13 protein-coding genes, 3 rRNA genes and 1 pseudogene are annotated in these 19,962 nt (G+C 43.3%); 16 read left to right on the top strand and 1 reads right to left on the bottom strand.

Annotation, left to right across the window (positions count from 1 at the left end):
• Positions 1–6: 6 nt before the first annotated feature.
• Complete coding sequence (locus DTOX_RS09420; RefSeq protein ID WP_015757464.1) at positions 7–1,170, bottom strand: oxidoreductase; 1,164 nt, start codon at positions 1,168–1,170, stop codon at positions 7–9.
• A gap of 692 nt (positions 1,171–1,862) precedes the next feature.
• Between DTOX_RS09420 and DTOX_RS09425 the strand changes: the two genes are divergently transcribed.
• From DTOX_RS09425 to DTOX_RS09490, 16 genes and pseudogenes are all read left to right on the top strand, one after another.
• Positions 1,863–2,564, top strand: coding sequence for a MarR family winged helix-turn-helix transcriptional regulator (locus DTOX_RS09425; protein ID WP_015757465.1), 702 nt, complete (start codon positions 1,863–1,865; stop codon positions 2,562–2,564).
• A 299-nt stretch (positions 2,565–2,863) separates the two neighbouring features.
• Positions 2,864–3,739 (top strand): AraC family transcriptional regulator, encoded by an 876-nt coding sequence (locus DTOX_RS09430; RefSeq protein ID WP_015757467.1) that lies wholly within the window; start codon positions 2,864–2,866, stop codon positions 3,737–3,739.
• Positions 3,740–4,137: 398 nt separating this feature from the next.
• The gene (locus DTOX_RS21465; protein WP_015757468.1) at positions 4,138–4,692 is read left to right on the top strand and encodes a PadR family transcriptional regulator; all 555 of its coding nucleotides are present in this window, start codon (positions 4,138–4,140) and stop codon (positions 4,690–4,692) included.
• A gap of 43 nt (positions 4,693–4,735) precedes the next feature.
• Positions 4,736–5,794 (top strand): efflux RND transporter periplasmic adaptor subunit, encoded by a 1,059-nt coding sequence (locus DTOX_RS09440; RefSeq protein WP_015757469.1) that lies wholly within the window; start codon positions 4,736–4,738, stop codon positions 5,792–5,794.
• Between the two features lies 1 nt (position 5,795).
• Positions 5,796–8,858, top strand: a complete 3,063-nt coding sequence (locus DTOX_RS09445) for an efflux RND transporter permease subunit (protein ID WP_015757470.1) — start codon at positions 5,796–5,798, stop codon at positions 8,856–8,858.
• Between the two features lie 193 nt (positions 8,859–9,051).
• Positions 9,052–9,216, top strand: a pseudogene (locus DTOX_RS25110) (serine hydrolase domain-containing protein); the annotation flags it as partial.
• Positions 9,217–9,267: 51 nt separating this feature from the next.
• Positions 9,268–10,215 (top strand): serine hydrolase, encoded by a 948-nt coding sequence (locus DTOX_RS09450; RefSeq protein ID WP_042317016.1) that lies wholly within the window; start codon positions 9,268–9,270, stop codon positions 10,213–10,215.
• Positions 10,216–10,387: 172 nt separating this feature from the next.
• Entirely contained in the window at positions 10,388–10,966 is a 579-nt protein-coding gene (locus tag DTOX_RS09455; RefSeq protein ID WP_242652613.1) for a LysE family translocator, read from the top strand.
• A 437-nt stretch (positions 10,967–11,403) separates the two neighbouring features.
• Positions 11,404–12,974, top strand: a 16S ribosomal RNA gene (locus DTOX_RS09460).
• 124 nt (positions 12,975–13,098) lie between these two features.
• A 5S ribosomal RNA gene (rrf, locus tag DTOX_RS09465) occupies positions 13,099–13,245 on the top strand.
• 196 nt (positions 13,246–13,441) lie between these two features.
• Positions 13,442–16,419: ribosomal RNA gene (locus DTOX_RS09470) — 23S ribosomal RNA — on the top strand.
• The 16S, 23S and 5S rRNA genes sit together here, the layout of an rRNA operon.
• A gap of 342 nt (positions 16,420–16,761) precedes the next feature.
• Positions 16,762–17,172: an IS200/IS605 family transposase gene (gene tnpA / locus DTOX_RS09475; RefSeq protein WP_015757473.1), complete on the top strand. Its 411-nt coding sequence runs from the start codon at positions 16,762–16,764 to the stop codon at positions 17,170–17,172.
• Positions 17,173–17,209: 37 nt separating this feature from the next.
• Positions 17,210–18,100: an RNA-guided endonuclease InsQ/TnpB family protein gene (locus DTOX_RS09480; protein ID WP_052292926.1), complete on the top strand. Its 891-nt coding sequence runs from the start codon at positions 17,210–17,212 to the stop codon at positions 18,098–18,100.
• A gap of 72 nt (positions 18,101–18,172) precedes the next feature.
• Positions 18,173–18,532: a zinc ribbon domain-containing protein gene (locus DTOX_RS24280; RefSeq protein WP_422698403.1), complete on the top strand. Its 360-nt coding sequence runs from the start codon at positions 18,173–18,175 to the stop codon at positions 18,530–18,532.
• 353 nt (positions 18,533–18,885) lie between these two features.
• Complete coding sequence (locus DTOX_RS09485; protein WP_015757474.1) at positions 18,886–19,392, top strand: hypothetical protein; 507 nt, start codon at positions 18,886–18,888, stop codon at positions 19,390–19,392.
• Between the two features lie 270 nt (positions 19,393–19,662).
• On the top strand, positions 19,663–19,917 hold the full coding sequence (locus tag DTOX_RS09490; RefSeq protein WP_015757475.1) for a TfoX/Sxy family protein: 255 nt from the start codon (positions 19,663–19,665) through the stop codon (positions 19,915–19,917).
• The last annotated feature ends 45 nt before the right edge of the window (positions 19,918–19,962 follow it).

Raw genomic sequence — 19,962 nt, forward strand, 5'->3', positions numbered from 1 at the left:
ACTCCTCTATTTCTCACATTTAAATGATGGGTTTACACTGCAGTGCATTTGCGGGTCACCGGTTGTCCAAAAGGCACATTTATTACACCTAATACACTTTCTTATTTCTGCCTCTTTATGGGATGCGGATTTGCGCACAATTTCCGGATCTGCGACCTGCGCCCGTCCCATTGCCACTAGGTCAGCTTTACCGGATGAAATAATTGATTCTGCAGTTTCCAAAGAAAAAATAGAACCGACTGTACATACGGGTACTGACGCAAATTTCTTCAACTCCGAAGCAATGTTAACATGTGGAGTTTCACCCAGTTTTTCAGGAGGTACGATTCGCTCCATGGATTCGTACACACCGGCAGTAACATTTAATAAATCCATACCTGCCTTTTCCATAAGTGGGATTATATTTTTAAAGTCGGGTGGCGTTAGCCCGCCGGACACAAACTCGTTACCACTGACCCGAACACTAATTACCGCCTGCTCTCCAATTTGGGAGCGTACTCCCTTAATAATCTCCACAACAAACCGAGCACGATTGTTAAGAGTACCTCCATAGTTATCTGTTCTGTGATTGGAGTATGGTGATAAAAACTGGTTGAGTAGATAGCCATGTGCAGCATGAATTTCTATAACTTTTGCACCGGCCTCCACAGCACGTACAGCTGCCTTAATAAAATCAATTCGAAGACGCTCAATATCTTCTATGCTTATTTCACGAACTGTATAATTAGGTTCCAATGTAGACATTACCGGACAGGGAATCGGGCTTGGTGCAAGCAAATCACACCCGATAACTGATTTTAACGCTTGCCTACCATAATGAATCAGCTGAATTCCAGGTACACTGCCGCGTTTTTCAATTTCATAAAAAAGGTTTTTTAAAGCGGGAATATAGGTATCTTTATCTATACGCATTACCCGGTCAAAAGCAACTGTGTCTGGCGAGACTACAGCACAGCCAGTAAAAATTAATCCACAGCCCCCGTCTGCTAGGCCCGTGTAAAAATGCAACAGCTTATCAGATACGGAACCATCATTATTAGCATAGTTAACCTGCCAACTCGGAAAAACAATACGATTTGATAGAGTGACCTCACCTATTTTAAGAGGACTAAGCACTGATATATAGTTTTGGTCATTATTGTTTTTAGCACAAATAGTTTTTACGTTCATAGGTCTTATCTCATCCTTTCTACAAAAACTCAGTAATGTAATACTAATCTAACAATTCCTCAATCATCAACATGTATTATATTATTAGATATATAGATATGTTTTACCTTTGTTAAATAATTACAAATATCAGAAACTCGACAAAAAATAACAATGTTTTGCTAAAGCAAGTGATGGCATAACTAATTATCATTATTAATATAATAAATAGTAAATTAACCTTCTAATCGGCGGGGCAGTAGCCTCACCATGTTTCCCGGATTTACCTCGTCGGTATTAAATAACCGTCACACGTAGGGTGGCTGTCGAGGGGCAGTTTTTGCCCGATGCAATTACTTAACAGCCAAAATATTCAGGTAAAGTATTACTGTAATATTGTTATTAAGTGTCATTTGGGGTTAATAGGAAGAAAAATCTAAATGTAGTTTAAAAACCCATGTATTCTGTGAAATACTTAGCACCTTTAATTAACTGATGACGTTAGTTAAGTTGGGAAAGGAAGGACTAAAACGAGTTACTCTTGTTAAATATAATTGATTAAGTTATTAAATTCTATATAATTGGGAAAATTTGATCATAAATTATTATAAGGTACCTGTAAAAAAGTGTTGACAAAAACAATAAGGTACCTGTAAAATATGATTATAAGGTACCTTATAGATGCTTTACATCAATAAAAGGAGGAAATTTATATGAATGAAAAGAATGAGATAAATGAGCAAAACTTTGATTTGATTGAGCAATTTACACGTATTGAGTGGTTACTTCACCGATACCATCAGCAAAATCACATGCAGTACGGCCCGATGGGAGATCCTCGTAGAGGGCAAGGCAGAGTACTTGCTATTCTTAAGATGCAGCCTGAAATTAGCCAAAAAGATTTATCATACCTACTGGATATGCGTCCCCAATCCTTGGGTGAGCTTCTTTCTAAGTTGGAGAGAAAAGGATATATTACCCGTACTGCTTCGGAAACTGACCGGCGAGTTATGAATATTAAGCTTACCAAAGAGGGAGCCGAGGCAACTGAGCAAGAATTTAGCTTTGATAAGCTGTTTGAATGTTTGAATGAAGAAGAGCAAATGAATTTGAGCATATATCTAAGCCGTATCATCGAAACTATAGAGGCTCAGCTTGGTGACGAACAGTTTGAACCAGGTTTTGACCCACGAATTCGTAGAGGCAATCCGTTTGACGCCCGCTTTGGCAGACATCACAATTGGGGGGGCGACAGACGATTCTATAGTAGGGATTTTAATCCTTGTGGCGGTATGCAGGATGGTTGGCCCGGCAATGGAGAATTTGAATTTGATCCTCGTTTAGTAATGGGGCATAATCCAGGAATGATGCTTTTGGGTCGCAGACCTGGAATGAGCCGAGGACGTGTAGAATAAAGGTATTGATGCTGAAACACTGAATGGTCAGTAGGGCTTGCTTGTGAAGTTTAATAATGGAATATTTAATGCGTTGGTTGAGAAAATAGAGGTTATCTTGCCAACGCATTTTGTTTTTGTATTGAAGAGATTGGATCCGAAATTAAAGGACATAGCATAATCGCAATGTCCTGAGAATTAAAAATAAATCAAGCCTATGGTATGGTTTGAGCATTTTAAATCTGTGATTATCCGCAACAAAAATATTAGGAAATTATCTTAAAACTTAGGTATGATTGTTCTGGAAGGAGGAATTAAGGATGAATATGTTAGCTCAATTTAATGAAGTTATGGCATATATTGAAAAAAGTTTGATGTGCGATATTGAGCTAAATCAGATTTCGCGCATAGCTGGTTGTTCAGAATACCATTTTCGCAGAATGTTTTCTTTTATTGCAGGAATGCCGTTAGGTGAATATATTCGCCGTAGGCGACTGTCAGTGGCAGGAATGCTGTTGCAGACTGAATCAGTAAAAGTCGTTGATTTAGCATTGCAGCTTGGCTATGAATCACCTGAAGCTTTTAGTAAAGCTTTTCAAGCGATGCATGGAATAACCCCATCGCAAGCCAAAAAAGAAAATGTTGAACTTAAAGTACTGTCTCCAATGACTTTCCAATTAACAATTAGAGGAGGAATGGAAATGAACTATCGTATTGTCGAAAAAGACGACTTTTATATTGTTGGATTTAAGAAAAGGATTACAATGCAGTTTAAAGGCATCAATCCACAGATGGACTCATTGGTACAAAAACTAACTTCTCAAATTATTACTGAGCTAAAAGGCCTATGCGATGTGGAGCCTAAAGGAATGCTCAGTGTTTCCTCAAATTTTCACGAGCGTACCACAGAAGGCTCCGAGCTTGACCAGTATATTGGAGTAGCAACTTCCAAAATGGTTTCAAAGGACTATGACATCTTGCATGTTGCGGCATCCACTTGGGCGGTATTTAAAGTGATTGGTACTTTCCCGGATGCTATTCAGGACACATGGGCTAAAATATACGCTGAATGGTTCCCAACATCGGGATATGAATTGACCGGGGGGCCTGAGCTATTGTGGAATGAAACTCCTGATACTAGTAAACCAGATTATAAAAGTGAGATATGGATTCCTGTTCGCAAAATTGACGGTTAAATTCACGATGGCATTAAACTGCCAGACGTCATATAAAAAAAGCCGTCATTTGGCAGACAATGAGTCATATCTAAATAGAAAAATATAATCAAGTGACGGCTTTGGAATAGGAGGTTTCCATGTATTCGAAGCTGATTTTTATTGTCCGTGAGGAGCCACCATTTTATTATGACGGCTTGGCTTAGCCGATCTTCTAAAGTTAAATAGTTTCAAAAAATATAGCATCACCTTCGGCATACAAGCGGATTACTCAGAGAGCTGGCTGTCAGGATGCCTGGAACTGCAAATGCAGAATAACTCTTTGGATCAAAATAGTCTAATTGGTTGACTTATAGCTATATGCACGATATACTATGTGCATAATAACATATGAAATCATTAATATAGGAGGGCGTAAAATGTCACTGACTCATGCTCTATTGGGGTTGCTGCAGTACATTCCATCAACAGGTTACGATATAAAGATGATGTTTGATGAATCAATCCATTTCTTTTGGAACTCTACAATGCCCCAGATTTACCGTACACTGAACCAGATGGAAGCAGAGGGTTTACTAACGGTTGCTGTTGAGTACCAGGATGGTAAACCGAACCGAAAAGTGTACACGGTGACTGACGCCGGGCTGGAGGAATTTCAGCGTTGGCTGGCTGAAACGCCTGAATTTCCTGAAATGCGCTATTCCATACTGATTAAGATTTTTTTAGGTCTTAAGACCGAGCCAAGGTTTCTTATAGCGCATTTGCAGGCATGGCGAGAGCATCACGCCAATCTTTTGCAACGTTATGAAGAGGAGTGTCCTTTGCTGATTGAAAAATACAAGAATATTACAGGTGCTGTGGAGGATGCAATGTACTGGGAGATGACACGGAATTTTGGTATTCGTTTAGCCACGATGATGATCGAGTGGTGCGATGCGACACTGGCAACTATCCAAGAAGAAACTGAGAAGTAGCAAACTGTGAGCCGTTCTCAGTGGGGAGATGGGGAGGGTCATTATGAGAAGCTTGCTAGCCGTTTTGTTGGCCATACTTACTGTGATTGTTTCCGGCTGCAAAGAGAGTCCAACTACCAGGACTCAGCCTGTTCCCAAGGTGGTGGTTGAAGAAGTAAAACTGTCAGTTGTTGAAAGTATGCTGCAAACTAAGGGACCTGTTAAGCCCTGGAAATTAGCGAATCTCTCCTTTCAGATAGCGGGAAAGGTTAATCAGGGACCCCTTGAACTTGGTACCCGGGTGATTGCCGGTACGGTTATTGCACAGCTGGATGACGCCGACTATAGAGTACAGGTTGAAGCTGCTCAAAACCAAATGTCTTTGATTGCGGTGGACACCGAGCGAACTAAGCGTGATCTTGACAGGTATGAGCAGTTATTCAGTGAGTCTGCTATTTCCCAGAAGGATTTGGACGATGCCAGGGATCAACACAAAGCTGCACTGGCCAAAGCCGGACAGGCCGAAAGCGCTTTCAAACAGGCCAATTTAATGGTGGAACACAGCACCTTATCGGCGCCTTTTGCCGGCATTATCTTGGACAGGCTAATTGAGCAAGGTGAAATGGTGGCTGTCGGGACGCCTGTAGTGACCTTGGGCCAGACAGACAGGGTTAAAGTGGCAATCACCGTTCCCTCTGATCAGATTAATGCCTGGAGAGAAAATGCAAGAGCTGTGGTATTTGCTCAAAACGGTCATAAATATGATGCGGCGGTGTACAAAGTCAGCCCGGAGGCTAAGGGAGATACCGGTAGCTTTGAAATTGAATTGGCAGTGGCTAATACGAAAAATGAATTTATTCCGGGCCAGGTAGTTACGGTGGAGCATAGAATAGAGTCCGAGAAGGGCCTGTGGGTCCCCCTTAAAGCTGTAGTCAGTTATGGAGAAGAACTAAAGTATATATACATACTCAATACAAATAATTCGGTGAAGCGCAGCAATGTGAAATTAGGATCTTTATCAGGCGAGAAAGTCAGGGTAATTGAGGGTATAAAAGCAGGCGACAGGATTGTTGTAACGATGCCCGAGAACCTCAGGGAGGGTGAGCGGGTGGAGGTGAAATAAATTGGGGCTGATTGAAGCAGGATTAAAATACCGCAAGATAACTCTGATGTTCTTTATTATGGCCGTAATTCTCGGAATAATCAGTTTTATCAATATGCCCAGATTCGAGGATCCTCAAATCAAAGTTTTCATGGCTCAGGTACAGACCGTTTATCCCGGCGCCAGCCCGGAACAGGTGGAGGCTTTGGTTACAAAGCCCTTAGAAGAGAAGATAGACGAGTTGAAAGAAGTCAGTAAGATAACTTCCAGTTCAGCCAACGGTTTTTCCAATATAATGGTAGAGATAGCGCCGGAATCGGACCAGAAAAAAGCCTGGGATAATATGCGTCAGAAGGTAAACGAGGCTAGATTACTTTTACCCTCGGGAGCCGGTGAACCAGAGGTAAATGACGAAGTAAACAAAACAAGCTGCTTGATTATTCACCTGATCCCTCCTGCGAATTTGCCGGTTGCTTCTATCAGGGAAATTGCAGATGACTGGAAGGATTCTATTAAACAAGTACCGGGTGTTGAAAAAATTGAGGTAATGGGATTACCCGAACAGCAGGTACAGATAATTTTGGATCCGTCTGCACTGGCTGCCAGACGGTTAAGCTGGACTCACCTGGCTGATGCCTTGCAAAAACGTAATGTCAGTATACCAGGCGGTACCTTGCGAGAGGGAGAAACGGGTTTCATGGTGGAGCCGTCTGGTGAGTATAGTAACCTGGAAGAAATAAAGGATACGATTATTTACCAACCGGTTGGTGGAACTGCGGTTAAGGTCAAAGATGTCGCCTCGGTGAAACTCGTACACGCTCGTAATGACGTCCTGGTTAAAAGCAGTGACAATTCAGCAGTAGCCTTGGCCATTTTTCCTAAGGAGGGGCATACCGTTTTTGATGTTAATGAAAAAGTGCAGGCAAAGATTAAGGAAATGAAAAAGGATCTTCCTTCCGGCGTAGAAGTCCAAAGCGTTTATGACCAGTCTGAAAGTGTGAAAAAGAAATTTGATGAGTTATGGCGCGAGTTGCTTACTGGTATGGGCATGGTATTGCTTATATGTGTACTGGGGTTGCATTGGCAAACAGCGGTTATGACGGCTTTGGCCATCCCAGTCTCAGTGGCTGTTGGATTTGGTCCATTAGCTTCTATGGGCGTAGACTTACAACAGATGTCTCTTGCTGCTTTGATTATAGCCCTGGGTATTTTAGTAGATGATGCCATAGTGGTGAATGACAATATCGAACGGCATATCTTACTGGAAACAGACAGATATACAGCAGTTCTGAGCGGTACCAGGGAAGTAGCAGTATCAATTTTGACATCCACCATAGCTACTGTGGCAGGCTTTATTCCGCTGATCCTGTTGCGGGGCAATATTGGGGAGTTTATACGCTCCTTGCCTTTGGTTGTAGCTGTAACCATGTCGGCTTCTATGGTTGTTTCCTTATGGTTGGTGCCCATTATGCGTTACTGGACTGCAGGTCGAGTGAAAAAAAACATCAGGGAAAAGGCCTTCGGACAGAGCGGGCCGTTAGGTCCCTTCCTGAACAGACTAAGCACCTGGTACGAAGCATTGCTGTCTAAATGCCTCAAGTTGCCTTTTTTGACGGTAACGGTAGCCCTTTTGGTCAGTGCCTCTACATTTATGTTGATACCTATTATGGGTATTCAGTTTTTTCCTTATGCTGAGAAATCTGAGTTTATCATTGATATTAACACACCAAAAAGCAGCAGCTTACATGAGACTGAGGCAGTGGTCGGGCAGGTAGTCCGAAAGGTTAAGGAGCAGATCGGTGTTAAGGAAGTATTTGTTTATATCGGCCACCAGCTTCCAAAATTTTATTATAATGAGCTTTCTGGTGGGCGTGGGGAAACCTTAACTCAACTATTGGTAGTTTCCAACCAAGAGCCTAAAGAGACACATCAACTGGCAGCAAAGCTGCGCGGCGAATTAACCGGTGCTATCCCCGGATCCAGAGTAACGGTGCGGGAATTGGAGCAGGGCCCACCGGTAGGTCCGCCTGTGTCCATTCGCATAAAAGGAGATGATTTATCCGAACTCCGCACGCTGGCAGATCAGGTAATAGATATTTTAAAACAAGTCCCTGGTACAGTCAATGTCCATGACGATATGGGCTCGGATACCTATTCTGTCAAGGTGAACTCTTCACCGGAGCTTACCGCCCGTTGGGGAGTAGCGGAGAAAGATATCGCCAATTCGGTTCGCATGGCTGTGGACGGATTGGAAATCAGCAATTATCGCAAGGGAGATAAACTTTATCCGATAGTGCTCCGTACCAGTGAAGCCGAGGATGCCAGCCTATCCAATATGAGCAGCATTTGGGTGCCTTCCTGGAAAACTGGTTCCATTCTCCCATTGGCTCAGGTAGCCACGGTGGATGTCGGCTGGAATACGGGAACTATTAACCGGCACAACTTGAAAAGGGTAATCAATGCCCGTGCGTACACGGATGGTACACTTCCGGATAACATTATTAAGGCGGCCTCAGCCAAGATCGCAGCTATTCCTATACCCAAAGATTATAAGATAGAATATGGGGGAGAGAACGAAGAGCGTGACTTAGCCTTTGCTAAAATTGGTAAATTATCTATAGTTGTTTTATTGTTGATATATGTAATTATAGCCATACAGTTTTATTCATTGACCAAACCGGCTGTTATTCTTTTGTCTGTGTTTCTGGCTATTTCCGGAGCTGTCCTGGGTTTGTATGTAACCGGAACGCCGTTGGGATTTATGGCCTTGTTGGGTGTGGTTAGCCTGTCGGGTATAGTGGTGCGAAATGGTATCATGCTGGTGGAGTTTATTGAGGTAGGCTTAAAACAAGAGTTGCCTCTTTACGGGGCTATATTGGAAGCCGGAAAAGTTCGCCTGCGCCCAATACTTTTAACTGCAGCTACAGCAGTGAGCGCACTCCTGCCTATGGCTATAACGGGTGGTAGTCTGTGGCGACCTATGGCGGTGAGCATCATCAGTGGTTTAATATTTTCCACCGTTCTGACTTTAATTGTGGTACCTAGCGTATATCTTTTGATTACGAAACGTAAATTAGCTGGGTAAGTGTGAGAAACGATTAAGAAAAAAATTTTAAGGAAAATGTTAAAATTGAAAAAGGTACAGTTGTTTTTTGCTAATGGGTTCATATTTTGATCCGGCTTCCTTTTTCATTATCAGAAATAACTATAAATGTCTAACGTGTTAATCATCAAAATGATACAATGTTATTAAAAAAGTTGATATCAATGGAGTTGCCATGAAAGAATTTATTGAAATAAAAGGTGCAAGAATAAATAATTTAAAGAATATAAACATACGGATCCCGCAAAATAAGCTGACTGTCATTACAGGCGTTTCTGGCAGTGGAAAATCAAGTCTTGCATTCGATACGCTATTCGAAGAGGGAAAACGACGTTATTTATTATTTTCCGGTGCTCAGTTTATGGTGGACTCGAAACAACATTTCGAAAACATGGATAGCAGCATTTTGAACCAGATTGATGATTACATTAAGCGAAAGAGGTATAGGCTGGTAAACAGTATTCTAATTTTAAAAAATGGGAGAATAGTTTTTGAGAAATATTATAACAGATTTAATGAGAACAGCAGAAACAACATAAAATCCATATGGAAAAGTATTCTTTCAATTGTAACCGGTATTTGCCTTGATAAAGGGCTGATAAAAAGTATTGATGAGCCTATTCGGGAATATCTGCCGGAATTTGCACGTAATTTACATCCTTATCATAAACTGATTACTATTCGCCATTTGCTTACAATGTCATCAGGTATATATTGGAATGGCGGGATACATTATCACTGTCCGATGATGTCACAAATGATGAGAACTAATGACTGGACAGCTCATATAGCTGATATAGCAATGGATAGTGTTCCGGGTACGAAATTTGAATATAAAGAATGGGATGTAATGCTGCTCTCTGCTTTGATTGGTAAGGCATGTAGAGGAACTGCCTATGATATTGCTAAAGAGTATCTATATGCTCCCCTTAATATAAAAAGTGATGAATGGCCAAAGAGCCCGTGTGGGTTTTCTTATACAGTAATGAAAGGCGAAGAAAATTCAGACTTATCTGCAAGAGATCTTGCTAAGATTGGTCTGTTATTTCTTAGTAATGGAAGTATTGATGGGAAAACCATCATATCTTCCGATTTTGTAAGGAGAGCTACAACTCCTTCGTTCATAAATGTTTCTATCGGTTCATCAACAGGGAATTATTCTTATGGATATCTCTGGTGGCTGTTTCCCGGCAAATATGTATGCAGGGGGGGTGGAGGTCAGGAAGTAAATGTAATACCCGATAAGAACTTTATTTCTGTGGTTCAGGCCACTGTTACTTCTTCAAGCAAATCATATGATGATATAAATGAGAATATTTTAAGGACAGCAATTAAATGAGTGTTGTTTTGTACTATTCCTATTTTGTTTTCATGTTTGTGGCGCTACGCTATAAGAAGCACTCAGATTTTAATTGATAATTGTTTTATAATATCTCACCGAAAGAAGGAATTTAGCTATTATAGATCTTCATAATTTTATATTATTTGTTATGGCTGCATTAGTTTTACTAATGGTACCTGGCCCCTCTGTCCTTTATATAACGACCCGTAGCATTGATCAAGGACGAAAGGCAGGTCTTGTGTCAGTCTTTGGTAACGCGCTGGGGAGTATAATTCTCGTTGCCTGCGCTGCAGCTGGTTTATCAGCTATTTTAGCCTCATCGGCTGTTGCATTTAACATAGTGAAATGTTTTGGTGCTACTTATCTAATCTATCTTGGCATAAGACAGCTATTGGGTAATGACGACCGCGTTCCAACGGTAGTCGAACGTAAAAGACTATTAAATATATTTGTCCAAGGAACATTCGTAGCAGTTTTAAACCCAAAAACCGCGCTCTTTTTTCTTGCGTTTCTTCCTCAGTTCGTTGATATGTCTCGGGGATATATCTGGGAACAAACACTCCTTCTCGGGTTAACGCTCGTTGGTCTTGGAATTTGTACTGACAGCATTTATGCGTTGTTAGCTGGTACGTTGGGAAAATGGCTGAAACGGCGGGGTAACTTGCAAAGGGGACAGAGGTATCTTTCTGGTGGTATTTATCTGGCACTTGGAGTTGTTACTGCTTTTTCAGGCTCCAAAAAGCATTGAAATACTTGAGTGCTCAATGAGCGGTCGATGAGGGAGATATATTTTTTTTAAACCTAAAAACTATAAATTAAGAAATGGTTAGCCCCGATATAAGAATCAATCATCGTTTAATTCTCAATTAGGAATAGTAGTAGCTGCTCAATAGTGGCAGTTATAGGTAATATCTGTTTTCAGATATTACCTATTGATTTATACTTTAAATTACTGTAAGATACATATTGCCGCCGCTGCGGTGGCGATAACAAAAACTGGTTCTTGACTGAGAGGACAAGACCTGATAAAATGAATTCTTGCCGGCGGAAAACCGGCGGACAAACAGGTCTTTGAAAACTAAACAGTGTAAGATGGATGAAATTAAACATACCTCGTCAAAAGTTTTAACTTTTAACGAAAATCTATAAGCCAAATTTTAATGAGCAATCAAACTTTTCACATATTTAACGGAGAGTTTGATCCTGGCTCAGGACGAACGTTGGCGGCGTGCTTAACACATGCAAGTCGAACGGAGTTAAGAAAAGAGTTTACTTTTTCCTTAACTTAGTGGCGGACGGGTGAGTAACGCGTGGATAATCTGCCTGTAAGACAGGAATAACGCCGGGAAACCGGTGCTAATACCGGATAACCTCTTTTTATCGCATGGTGAGAAGAGAAAAGGTGGCCTCTTTACAATGCTGCCGCTTACAGATGAATCCGCGTCCCATTAGCCAGTTGGTGGGGTAACGGCCCACCAAAGCGACGATGGGTAGCCGGCCTGAGAGGGTGACCGGCCACACTGGAACTGAGACACGGTCCAGACTCCTACGGGAGGCAGCAGTGGGGAATCTTCCGCAATGGGCGAAAGCCTGACGGAGCAACGCCGCGTGAGCGAAGAAGGTCTTCGGATTGTAAAGCTCTGTGATATTGGACGAACAGATTTCTTGTAAACAGCAAGGAAAAATGACGGTACAATAAGAGGAAGCCACGGCTAACTACGTGCCAGCAGCCGCGGTAATACGTAGGTGGCAAACGTTGTCCGGAATTACTGGGCGTAAAGGGCGAGTAGGTGGTTTATTAAGTCAGAAGTGAAAACTCCGGGCTCAACCTGGAGACTGCTTCTGAAACTGGTAGACTTGAGTGCAGGAGAGGGAAGCGGAATTCCTAGTGTAGCGGTGAAATGCGTAGATATTAGGAGGAACACCAGTGGCGAAGGCGGCTTCCTGGCCTGTAACTGACACTGAGGCGCGAAAGCGTGGGGATCAAACAGGATTAGATACCCTGGTAGTCCACGCCGTAAACGATGAGTGCTAGGTGTCGGGGGTATCGACCCCCTCGGTGCCACAGTTAACACAATAAGCACTCCGCCTGGGGAGTACGGTCGCAAGACTGAAACTCAAAGGAATTGACGGGGGCCCGCACAAGCGGTGGAGTATGTGGTTTAATTCGACGCAACGCGAAGAACCTTACCAAGGCTTGACATCCCGTGACAGCCGTGGAAACATGGTCTTGCAAGTTTACTTGCACACGGAGACAGGTGGTGCATGGTTGTCGTCAGCTCGTGTCGTGAGATGTTGGGTTAAGTCCCGCAACGAGCGCAACCCCTACAGCCAGTTGCCAGCACATAAAGGTGGGAACTCTGGCAGAACTGCCGTTGACAAAACGGAGGAAGGTGGGGATGACGTCAAATCATCATGCCCCTTATGTCTTGGGCTACACACGTACTACAATGGCCTGAACAGAGGGAAGCGAAACTGTGAAGTAGAGCCAACCCCTAAAAACAGGTCCCAGTTCGGATTGTAGGCTGCAACTCGCCTACATGAAGTCGGAATCGCTAGTAATCGCAGGTCAGCATACTGCGGTGAATACGTTCCCGGGCCTTGTACACACCGCCCGTCACACCACGAAAGTCGGCAACACCCGAAGCCGGTGACTTAACTCGCAAGAGAGAGAGCCGTCGAAGGTGGGGTCGGTGATTGGGGTGAAGTCGTAACAAGGTAGCCGTATCGGAAGGTGCGGCTGGATCACCTCCTTTCTAAGGATATTGGATGTTGGTGGTTTAGTAGTTGATAGAGAGAACTCTCATAACCAACAAATAATCCCACTTCTCAATATTGGTCGACATCCATCGACAAACTGTTTAGTTTTGAGAGACTTTTTCCGGTGGCAATAGCGAAGAGGTCATATACACCTTCGGGGCACGAGAACCCTTTCAGGGGCCGTTCCCTTACCGAACACGGAAGTCAAGTTTTTCAGCGCTGATGGTACTTGGGGATACCCCCTGGGAGAGTAAGACGTTGCCGGAAACTAAATTTACCCCTAATAGGGGTTTTTTCTAACACATAATCAATAGCCAGAAATTAGCTGTTGATTTGAGTTAAAACAAAGAGTAAAATAACATTCTGCCGATAAAAACCGGCAAAAAAGTTCTTTGAAAACTACACAGCGTGAAGCAAAAGAAAGCTCTATTTAACAAAATAGAACTCTCAAGCGCAAAAAATAGGTCAAGCAAAAAAGAGCATACGGCGAATGCCTAGGTGCTGCAGGCCGAAGAAGGACGCGGCAAGCTGCGAAAAGCCACGGGAAGCCGCAAGCAGGCAACGATCCGTGGATATCCGAATGGGGCAACCCGGCGAGGCAAACCCTCGTCACCTATAACTGAATCCATAGGTTATAGGAGGGCACCAGGGGAACTGAAACATCTTAGTACCCTGAGGAAAAGAAAGCAACAGCGATTCCCCGAGTAGCGGCGAGCGAAAAGGGACCAGCCAAAACCTAAACTGCTTGCAGATTAGGGGTAGCGGGACACTCATCACAAACCATTGCTTTAGCCGAAGCGGCCTGGAAAGGCCCGTTATAAAAGGTAATAACCCTGTAGGCGAAAAGGCGAGAAGTTTAGAGTGGATCCCAAGTACCGCGGGACACGAGGAACCCCGTGGGAAACAGGGAGGACCACCTCCCAAGGCTAAATACCTGCAGCAACCGATAGTGATTAGTACCGTGAGGGAAAGGTGAAAAGCACCCCGGAAGGGGAGTGAAAAAGAACCTGAAACCGTATGCTTACAAGCCAGTCGAAGCACGTTAAAAGTGTGACGGCGTACTTTTTGTAGAACGGACCGGCGAGTTACATCTAACGGGCAAGGTTAAGTCAGAAAAGACGGAGCCGAAGCGAAAGCAAGTCTTAACAGGGCGGCAAGTCCATTGGAGTAGACCCGAAACCGGGTGATCTACCCATGTTCAGAGTGAAGCTTTAGTAAAATAAAGTGGAGGCTCGAACCGACCTTCGTTGAAAAGGAGGCGGATGAAACGTGGGTAGGGGTGAAATGCCAATCGAACCCGGAGATAGCTGGTTCTCCTCGAAATAGCTTTAGGGCTAGCCTTGAGAAAAAAATCCGGAGGTAGAGCACTGACTGGGCTAGGGGCCTTCACCGGTTACCGAACTCAATCAAACTCCGAATGCCGGATTAAAGAATACTCAAGAGTCAGACTATGGGTGCTAAGGTTCATAGTCAAAAGGGAAACAGCCCAGACCGTCGGCTAAGGTCCCAAAGACATGCTAAGTGGAAAAGGATGTGGGGTTGCACAGACAACCAGGATGTTGGCTTAGAAGCAGCCACCATTCAAAGAGTGCGTAATAGCTCACTGGTCAAGTGGCCCTGCGCCGAAAATGTAACGGGGCTAAAGCATGTCACCGAAGCCACGGCAGGAGGACAAATTCTAAGTATACTCTGTAGAGTACAGCTAAAATTTGTCCTCCTGGGTAGAGGAGCGTTCCATATGCGGCGAAGTCGTACCGTAAGGAGCGGTGGAGCGTATGGAAGTGAGAATGCCGGTATAAGTAAGCGAAAAGGCAGGTGAGAATCCTGCCCGCCGAAAACCTAAGGATTCCTGGGGAAGGCTCGTCCGCCCAGGGTAAGCCGGGACCTAAGCCGAGGCCGAAAGGCGTAGGCGATGGACAATAGGTTGAAAATCCTATGCCACCAAAAGTCGTTATCAGGATGGGGTGACACAGGAGGGTAGGCCAAGCGCGCGGATGGAAAAGCGCGTCCAAGCTCGTAGGGCGTCAGACAGGCAAATCCGTCTGACACAAAGCCTGAGAAGTGATGGGGAGGGAAAACAAGTACCGAAGTGGTTGAACCCATACTGTCAAGAAAAACCTCTAACGAGACTAATTGGTGCCCGTACCGCAAACCGACACAGGTAGGTAGGGTGAGAATCCTAAGGCGCGCGAGAGAACCCTCGTTAAGGAACTCGGCAAAATGACCCCGTAACTTCGGGAGAAGGGGTGCCTCACTAGCGTGAAGATTTAACATTCGGAGCGTGAAGAGGCCGCAGAGAAAAGGCCCAAGCGACTGTTTACCAAAAACACAGGTTCCTGCTAAATCGCTAAGATGAAGTATAGGAGCTGACGCCTGCCCGGTGCCGGAAGGTTAAGAGGAGAGGTCAGAGGCAACTCGAAGCTTTGAATTGAAGCCCCGGTAAACGGCGGCCGTAACTATAACGGTCCTAAGGTAGCGAAATTCCTTGTCAGGTAAGTTCTGACCCGCACGAAAGGCGTAACGATTTGGGCACTGTCTCAACGAGGGGCTCGGTGAAATTGAATTGCCGGTAAAGATGCCGGCTAACTGCGATAGGACAGAAAGACCCCGTGGAGCTTTACTGCAGCTTGATATTGGATTTTGGTATTGCATGTACAGGATAGGTGGGAGACTGAGAAACCAGGGCGCCAGCCTTGGCGGAGTCAACGTTGGGATACCACCCTTGCAGTATTGAAGTTCTAACATACGGCCTTGAATCAGGCCGGTGGACATTGTCAGGCGGGCAGTTTGACTGGGGCGGTCGCCTCCCAAAAAGTAACGGAGGCGCCCAAAGGTTCCCTCAGCGCGGTTGGAAATCGCGCTCACAGAGTGCAAAGGCAAAAGGGAGCTTGACTGCGAGACATACAGGTCGAGCAGGGACGAAAGTCGGGCTTAGTGATCCGGCGGTATCGAGTGGAAGAGCCGTCGCTCAACGGATAAAAGCTACCCCGGGGATAACAGGCTTATCTCCCCCAAGAGTTCACATCGACGGGGAGGTTTGGCACCTCGATGTCGGCTCATCGCATCCTGGGGCTGTAGTAGGTCCCAAGGGTTGGGCTGTTCGCCCATTAAAGCGGTACGTGAGCTGGGTTCAGAACGTCGTGAGACAGTTCGGTCCCTATCCATCGCAGTCGCAGGAAACTTGCAAGGAGCTGTCCCTAGTACGAGAGGACCGGGATGGACGGATCACTGGTGTACCGGTTGTCGCGCCAGCGGCAATGCCGGGTAGTTATATCCGGAAGGGATAAGCGCTGAAAGCATCTAAGCGCGAAGCCCACCTTAAGATTAGGTTTCCCTTCGCAAGAATAAGACCCCTGGAAGACCACCAGGTAGATAGGCCGGGTGTGTAAGCACAGTAATGTGTTTAGCTGACCGGTACTAATAGGTCGAACGCTTGACCTTAATATTCACGCTGTGCAGTTTTGATGGAACTGTATAAATAATACAATATAAACCTCTGGAGATATTCTCTAGGGGTTTGTTGTATTTACCGCAGTTTTTGACTTATAGTAAAATATTTTTGCCATACGACATATTACGACAAAATCTCTAAAGGAGCTACCAATAGCAACAAAGAATAAACAATATTGATTTTGTTAAAACAGATTTGTATTTATGTAATATAAAAACACCTCAATATTACCGGGACGGCCCGTAAAGCCCCTGTCTTCAGCCATGGGGATATAAGGGCCATCGGGCGAAGCCCGATAATTATGCAATCTTGCTATTTAGTTATATAGCTTCATGTTGTATAATAATATCATGGAATATAAATCTAACAACAATGTAGTGTACTCATGTAAATATCATGTAGTATGGTGTCCTAAATATCGTCGTAAAGTGCTAACCCAAGGTGTAGATGTTCGACTAAAGGAGTTGATACATCAGATTTGCAGCGAACATCAATCAGAAATCCTGGAGTTAGAAATTATGCCCGACCATGTTCATCTGTTAGTTGAAGTAGACCCACAGTACGGTATCCATCGCTTAATTAAACAAGTCAAAGGGGCAACATCCAGAATACTACGTCAGGAGTTTCCAAGGCTCAAACAAAGGCTGCCTACCCTTTGGACTAACAGTTATTTTGTGGCTACAGTAGGTGGTGCCCCGTTAGAAATTATTAAACAGTACATTGAGAACCAGAAGAAAGTATAAGACACTAAATCTCTACATAGAGGGGAGGTGAAACCAAATGTTTGCAACCCAAAAGAACCGTATTAAACATCTAACTAAAGAGCAATATGCTCTACTGCAAAACCTCTGCCGGTATGCCAAAAACCTGTACAATGTGGCATTGTACAACATACGGCAGCACTACTTTGTCACCGGCAAGCTTCTAAGCTACGCCAAAAACTGTGCCCTGTGCAAAACCAACGAAAACTTTAAGATGCTGCAGGCCGGTGTTTCCCAGCAGATTATCCGGGTAGCTACCCAAAGTTTCAAAAGCTTTCTCGGATTGAAAAGGTTAGCAGCTAAGGGCCAGTACCCGGCAGAGAAAGTCCGCATCCCACGCTACCTGAAAAAAGACGGCTACTTTCAACTGGTACTGTCAACCAACGCAATAACCATAAATACCGGGTACCTGCAACTGCCGCTATCAAACGTGTTCAAAAAAGACCACCCGGAGGCCAGGGACATCCGGTTTCCGTTTCCCGAGCGATTAGATAAAACAAGTATTCGGGCGGTACGCATCAATCCGGCGCATAAGGCCCGCTTCTTTGAAGTGGAGTATATCTATCATGACAAGCCAGTAGTGCTGCCTTCCCTGGATAACAACCGCATCCTTGGCATAGATCTGGGTGTAGATAACCTGGCTGCCTGTGCATCCACCACCGGGCATGTCTTATTAATTGACGGCAAGCAACTCAAGGCCGCCAACCAGTGGTATAACAAAGAAAGAGCCAGACTGCAGTCGATTAAAGACCTGCACAACATTAAGAGTGAAACCTACAAGCTGGCTGCCCTTGCCGTATCCCGGGAAAATTTTATCACCGACTACTTGCGGAAAGCTGCCAAACATATTGTGGAATTCAGTATCTCCCTGAAGATTGGCACCGTGGTAGTTGGTGTAAATAAGGAGTAAAAGAAGGGAATCAACATTGGCCATGTTAACAACCAGAACTTTGTACAAATCTCCCTCTGGAAGTTCCGGCGTATTCTGAAAAACCTCTGCGATAAGTACGGTATCACCTATATTGAGGTAGAGGAGAGCTACACCAGTAAAGCTAGCTTCCTTGATAAGGATTTTTTGCCAGAGTACGATCCCGCGAACAAAAATGAATATACCTTCAGCGGTAGACGGATTAAGCGGGGGTTGTATCGAACAAAAAACGGTTGTGTTATTCATGCCGACATCAACGGTGCAGCGAATATCATCCGCAAGTACCGGTCGGATGGGGATTTTTCCGTCCTGGATAAGGATATATTCTTAAATCCCTACCGTGTGCAGGTTCTAAATACACCCCGTAAGAAACCATCGGTAGTCCAGAAAAAGAAAAGTAAGGCAGCGGCGTAAGCGACTGCTTAGAGGTGATTGTACTGCCCTCGGGGTTTGACCTCGGAATCTCCTGGCTTTAGCCATGGGGAGAATGTCAAATAAAACAGAGTTACCAATATCTTAATGAAGTGATTAATTAAAACCTGTTATATAATCGCAAATGGTTATTCCTAATACTAAAATCTTATAACAACCAATTATGTAGTAGGAATGGACCAACACAAAACATTGGTACTATATAAGCACAAGCAAACTTAACCTTATAACATTTTTGCACGATGTTTCATTAAATCAAGGAAAAATTATTTTTTAATTTAAATTATTATAAAATATCCCCAACAAATGTCCATTTTCCAAAAGGGAGCCAAGATATGAAACATGATAAGCTATACAATATTATTTTTCCAATTTGGATTTTACTATTTTTCCCACCATTAATATTTATAACTCTTATTGGTAATTTTATTATTGATTCATTAGTAATGTTGGCTTGTTTCTTTATTTATAAGTTGTCTGATACTCATAATGATTTAAAAATATTTTACAAAAATAACATATTAAAGGTTTGGATGTATGGTTTTTTAGCAGATATAATGGGAACAGTCATATTGTTTGCAATAGGAACTTTAGGCGACTTTTTGGGGTTGCCATATGAATTGATTTCAGCAATATATTTTGATCCGTTTAGTCATCTAGGGGGTGTTATTATAATAATATTTGCCATGTTGGTAGCATCATATTTCATATATTTATTTAATTATAGAATTGTTTTCCAAAAACAAATATTAGATGAACAACTTAGATTTAAGGTTTCACTCACTATTGCGATAGTCACAATACCATGGACATTCTTGCTGCCATCTAAGTGGTTTTATTAAATAAAAAAGTTTTCCATACACCCCCTTATTACCCGTGATTTTACTAATAGTTATTGGATTTAGTTGGTAAATTTGGCTATCCAGGTTTGATTATGTAATATACTGTCTTCAATTAAAACAGATTTATTGTTATAATACATAATGAAAAAAATTAGTATAACCTCAAAATGTGGCAAAAATTATTAGCAGCAAAACGTTAAACTATATCACCCACAAAATGCCTTCGAATTATTCATAAAACAAGACAAGCAGGATGAGGAGGAAAGGTATATGGCAAACTTAGAGGTGCTACCCAATATTGGAGCGGTTGTTGAGCAGCAACTTAATGAAGTTGGGATTACAACCTATGAACAACTAAAGGATACGGGTAGTAAACAAGCTTGGCTCAAGATAAAAGCTATTGATCCTTCCGCTTGTATTCATCGCCTGTATGCATTGGAAGGAGCTATTCAGGGTATTAAGAAAAACCAACTTTCGGCAGACATAAAAGCAGAATTGAAACAATTTTATAACTCGTTCAAGTGATAGTCTTTAATTAAGTTAATCTGATGTTGGGTTAAAACGATAACG

Origin of the sequence: Desulfofarcimen acetoxidans DSM 771, from assembly GCF_000024205.1 — a bacterium.
GTDB lineage: Bacteria > Bacillota > Desulfotomaculia > Desulfotomaculales > Desulfofarciminaceae > Desulfofarcimen > Desulfofarcimen acetoxidans.

Excerpts from the sequence above, each read along its gene's own strand:
- DTOX_RS09420 (WP_015757464.1), bottom strand. The coding sequence starts at position 1,170 with ATGAACGTAAAAACTATTTGTGCTAAAAACAATAATGACCAAAACTAT.
- DTOX_RS09425 (WP_015757465.1), top strand. The coding sequence starts at position 1,863 with ATGAATGAAAAGAATGAGATAAATGAGCAAAACTTTGATTTGATTGAG.
- DTOX_RS09430 (WP_015757467.1), top strand. The coding sequence starts at position 2,864 with ATGAATATGTTAGCTCAATTTAATGAAGTTATGGCATATATTGAAAAA.
- DTOX_RS21465 (WP_015757468.1), top strand. The coding sequence starts at position 4,138 with ATGTCACTGACTCATGCTCTATTGGGGTTGCTGCAGTACATTCCATCA.
- DTOX_RS09440 (WP_015757469.1), top strand. The coding sequence starts at position 4,736 with ATGAGAAGCTTGCTAGCCGTTTTGTTGGCCATACTTACTGTGATTGTT.
- DTOX_RS09450 (WP_042317016.1), top strand. The coding sequence starts at position 9,268 with ATGGATAGCAGCATTTTGAACCAGATTGATGATTACATTAAGCGAAAG.
- DTOX_RS09455 (WP_242652613.1), top strand. The coding sequence starts at position 10,388 with ATGGTACCTGGCCCCTCTGTCCTTTATATAACGACCCGTAGCATTGAT.
- tnpA (WP_015757473.1), top strand. The coding sequence starts at position 16,762 with ATGTTGTATAATAATATCATGGAATATAAATCTAACAACAATGTAGTG.
- DTOX_RS09480 (WP_052292926.1), top strand. The coding sequence starts at position 17,210 with ATGTTTGCAACCCAAAAGAACCGTATTAAACATCTAACTAAAGAGCAA.
- DTOX_RS09485 (WP_015757474.1), top strand. The coding sequence starts at position 18,886 with ATGAAACATGATAAGCTATACAATATTATTTTTCCAATTTGGATTTTA.
- DTOX_RS09490 (WP_015757475.1), top strand. The coding sequence starts at position 19,663 with ATGGCAAACTTAGAGGTGCTACCCAATATTGGAGCGGTTGTTGAGCAG.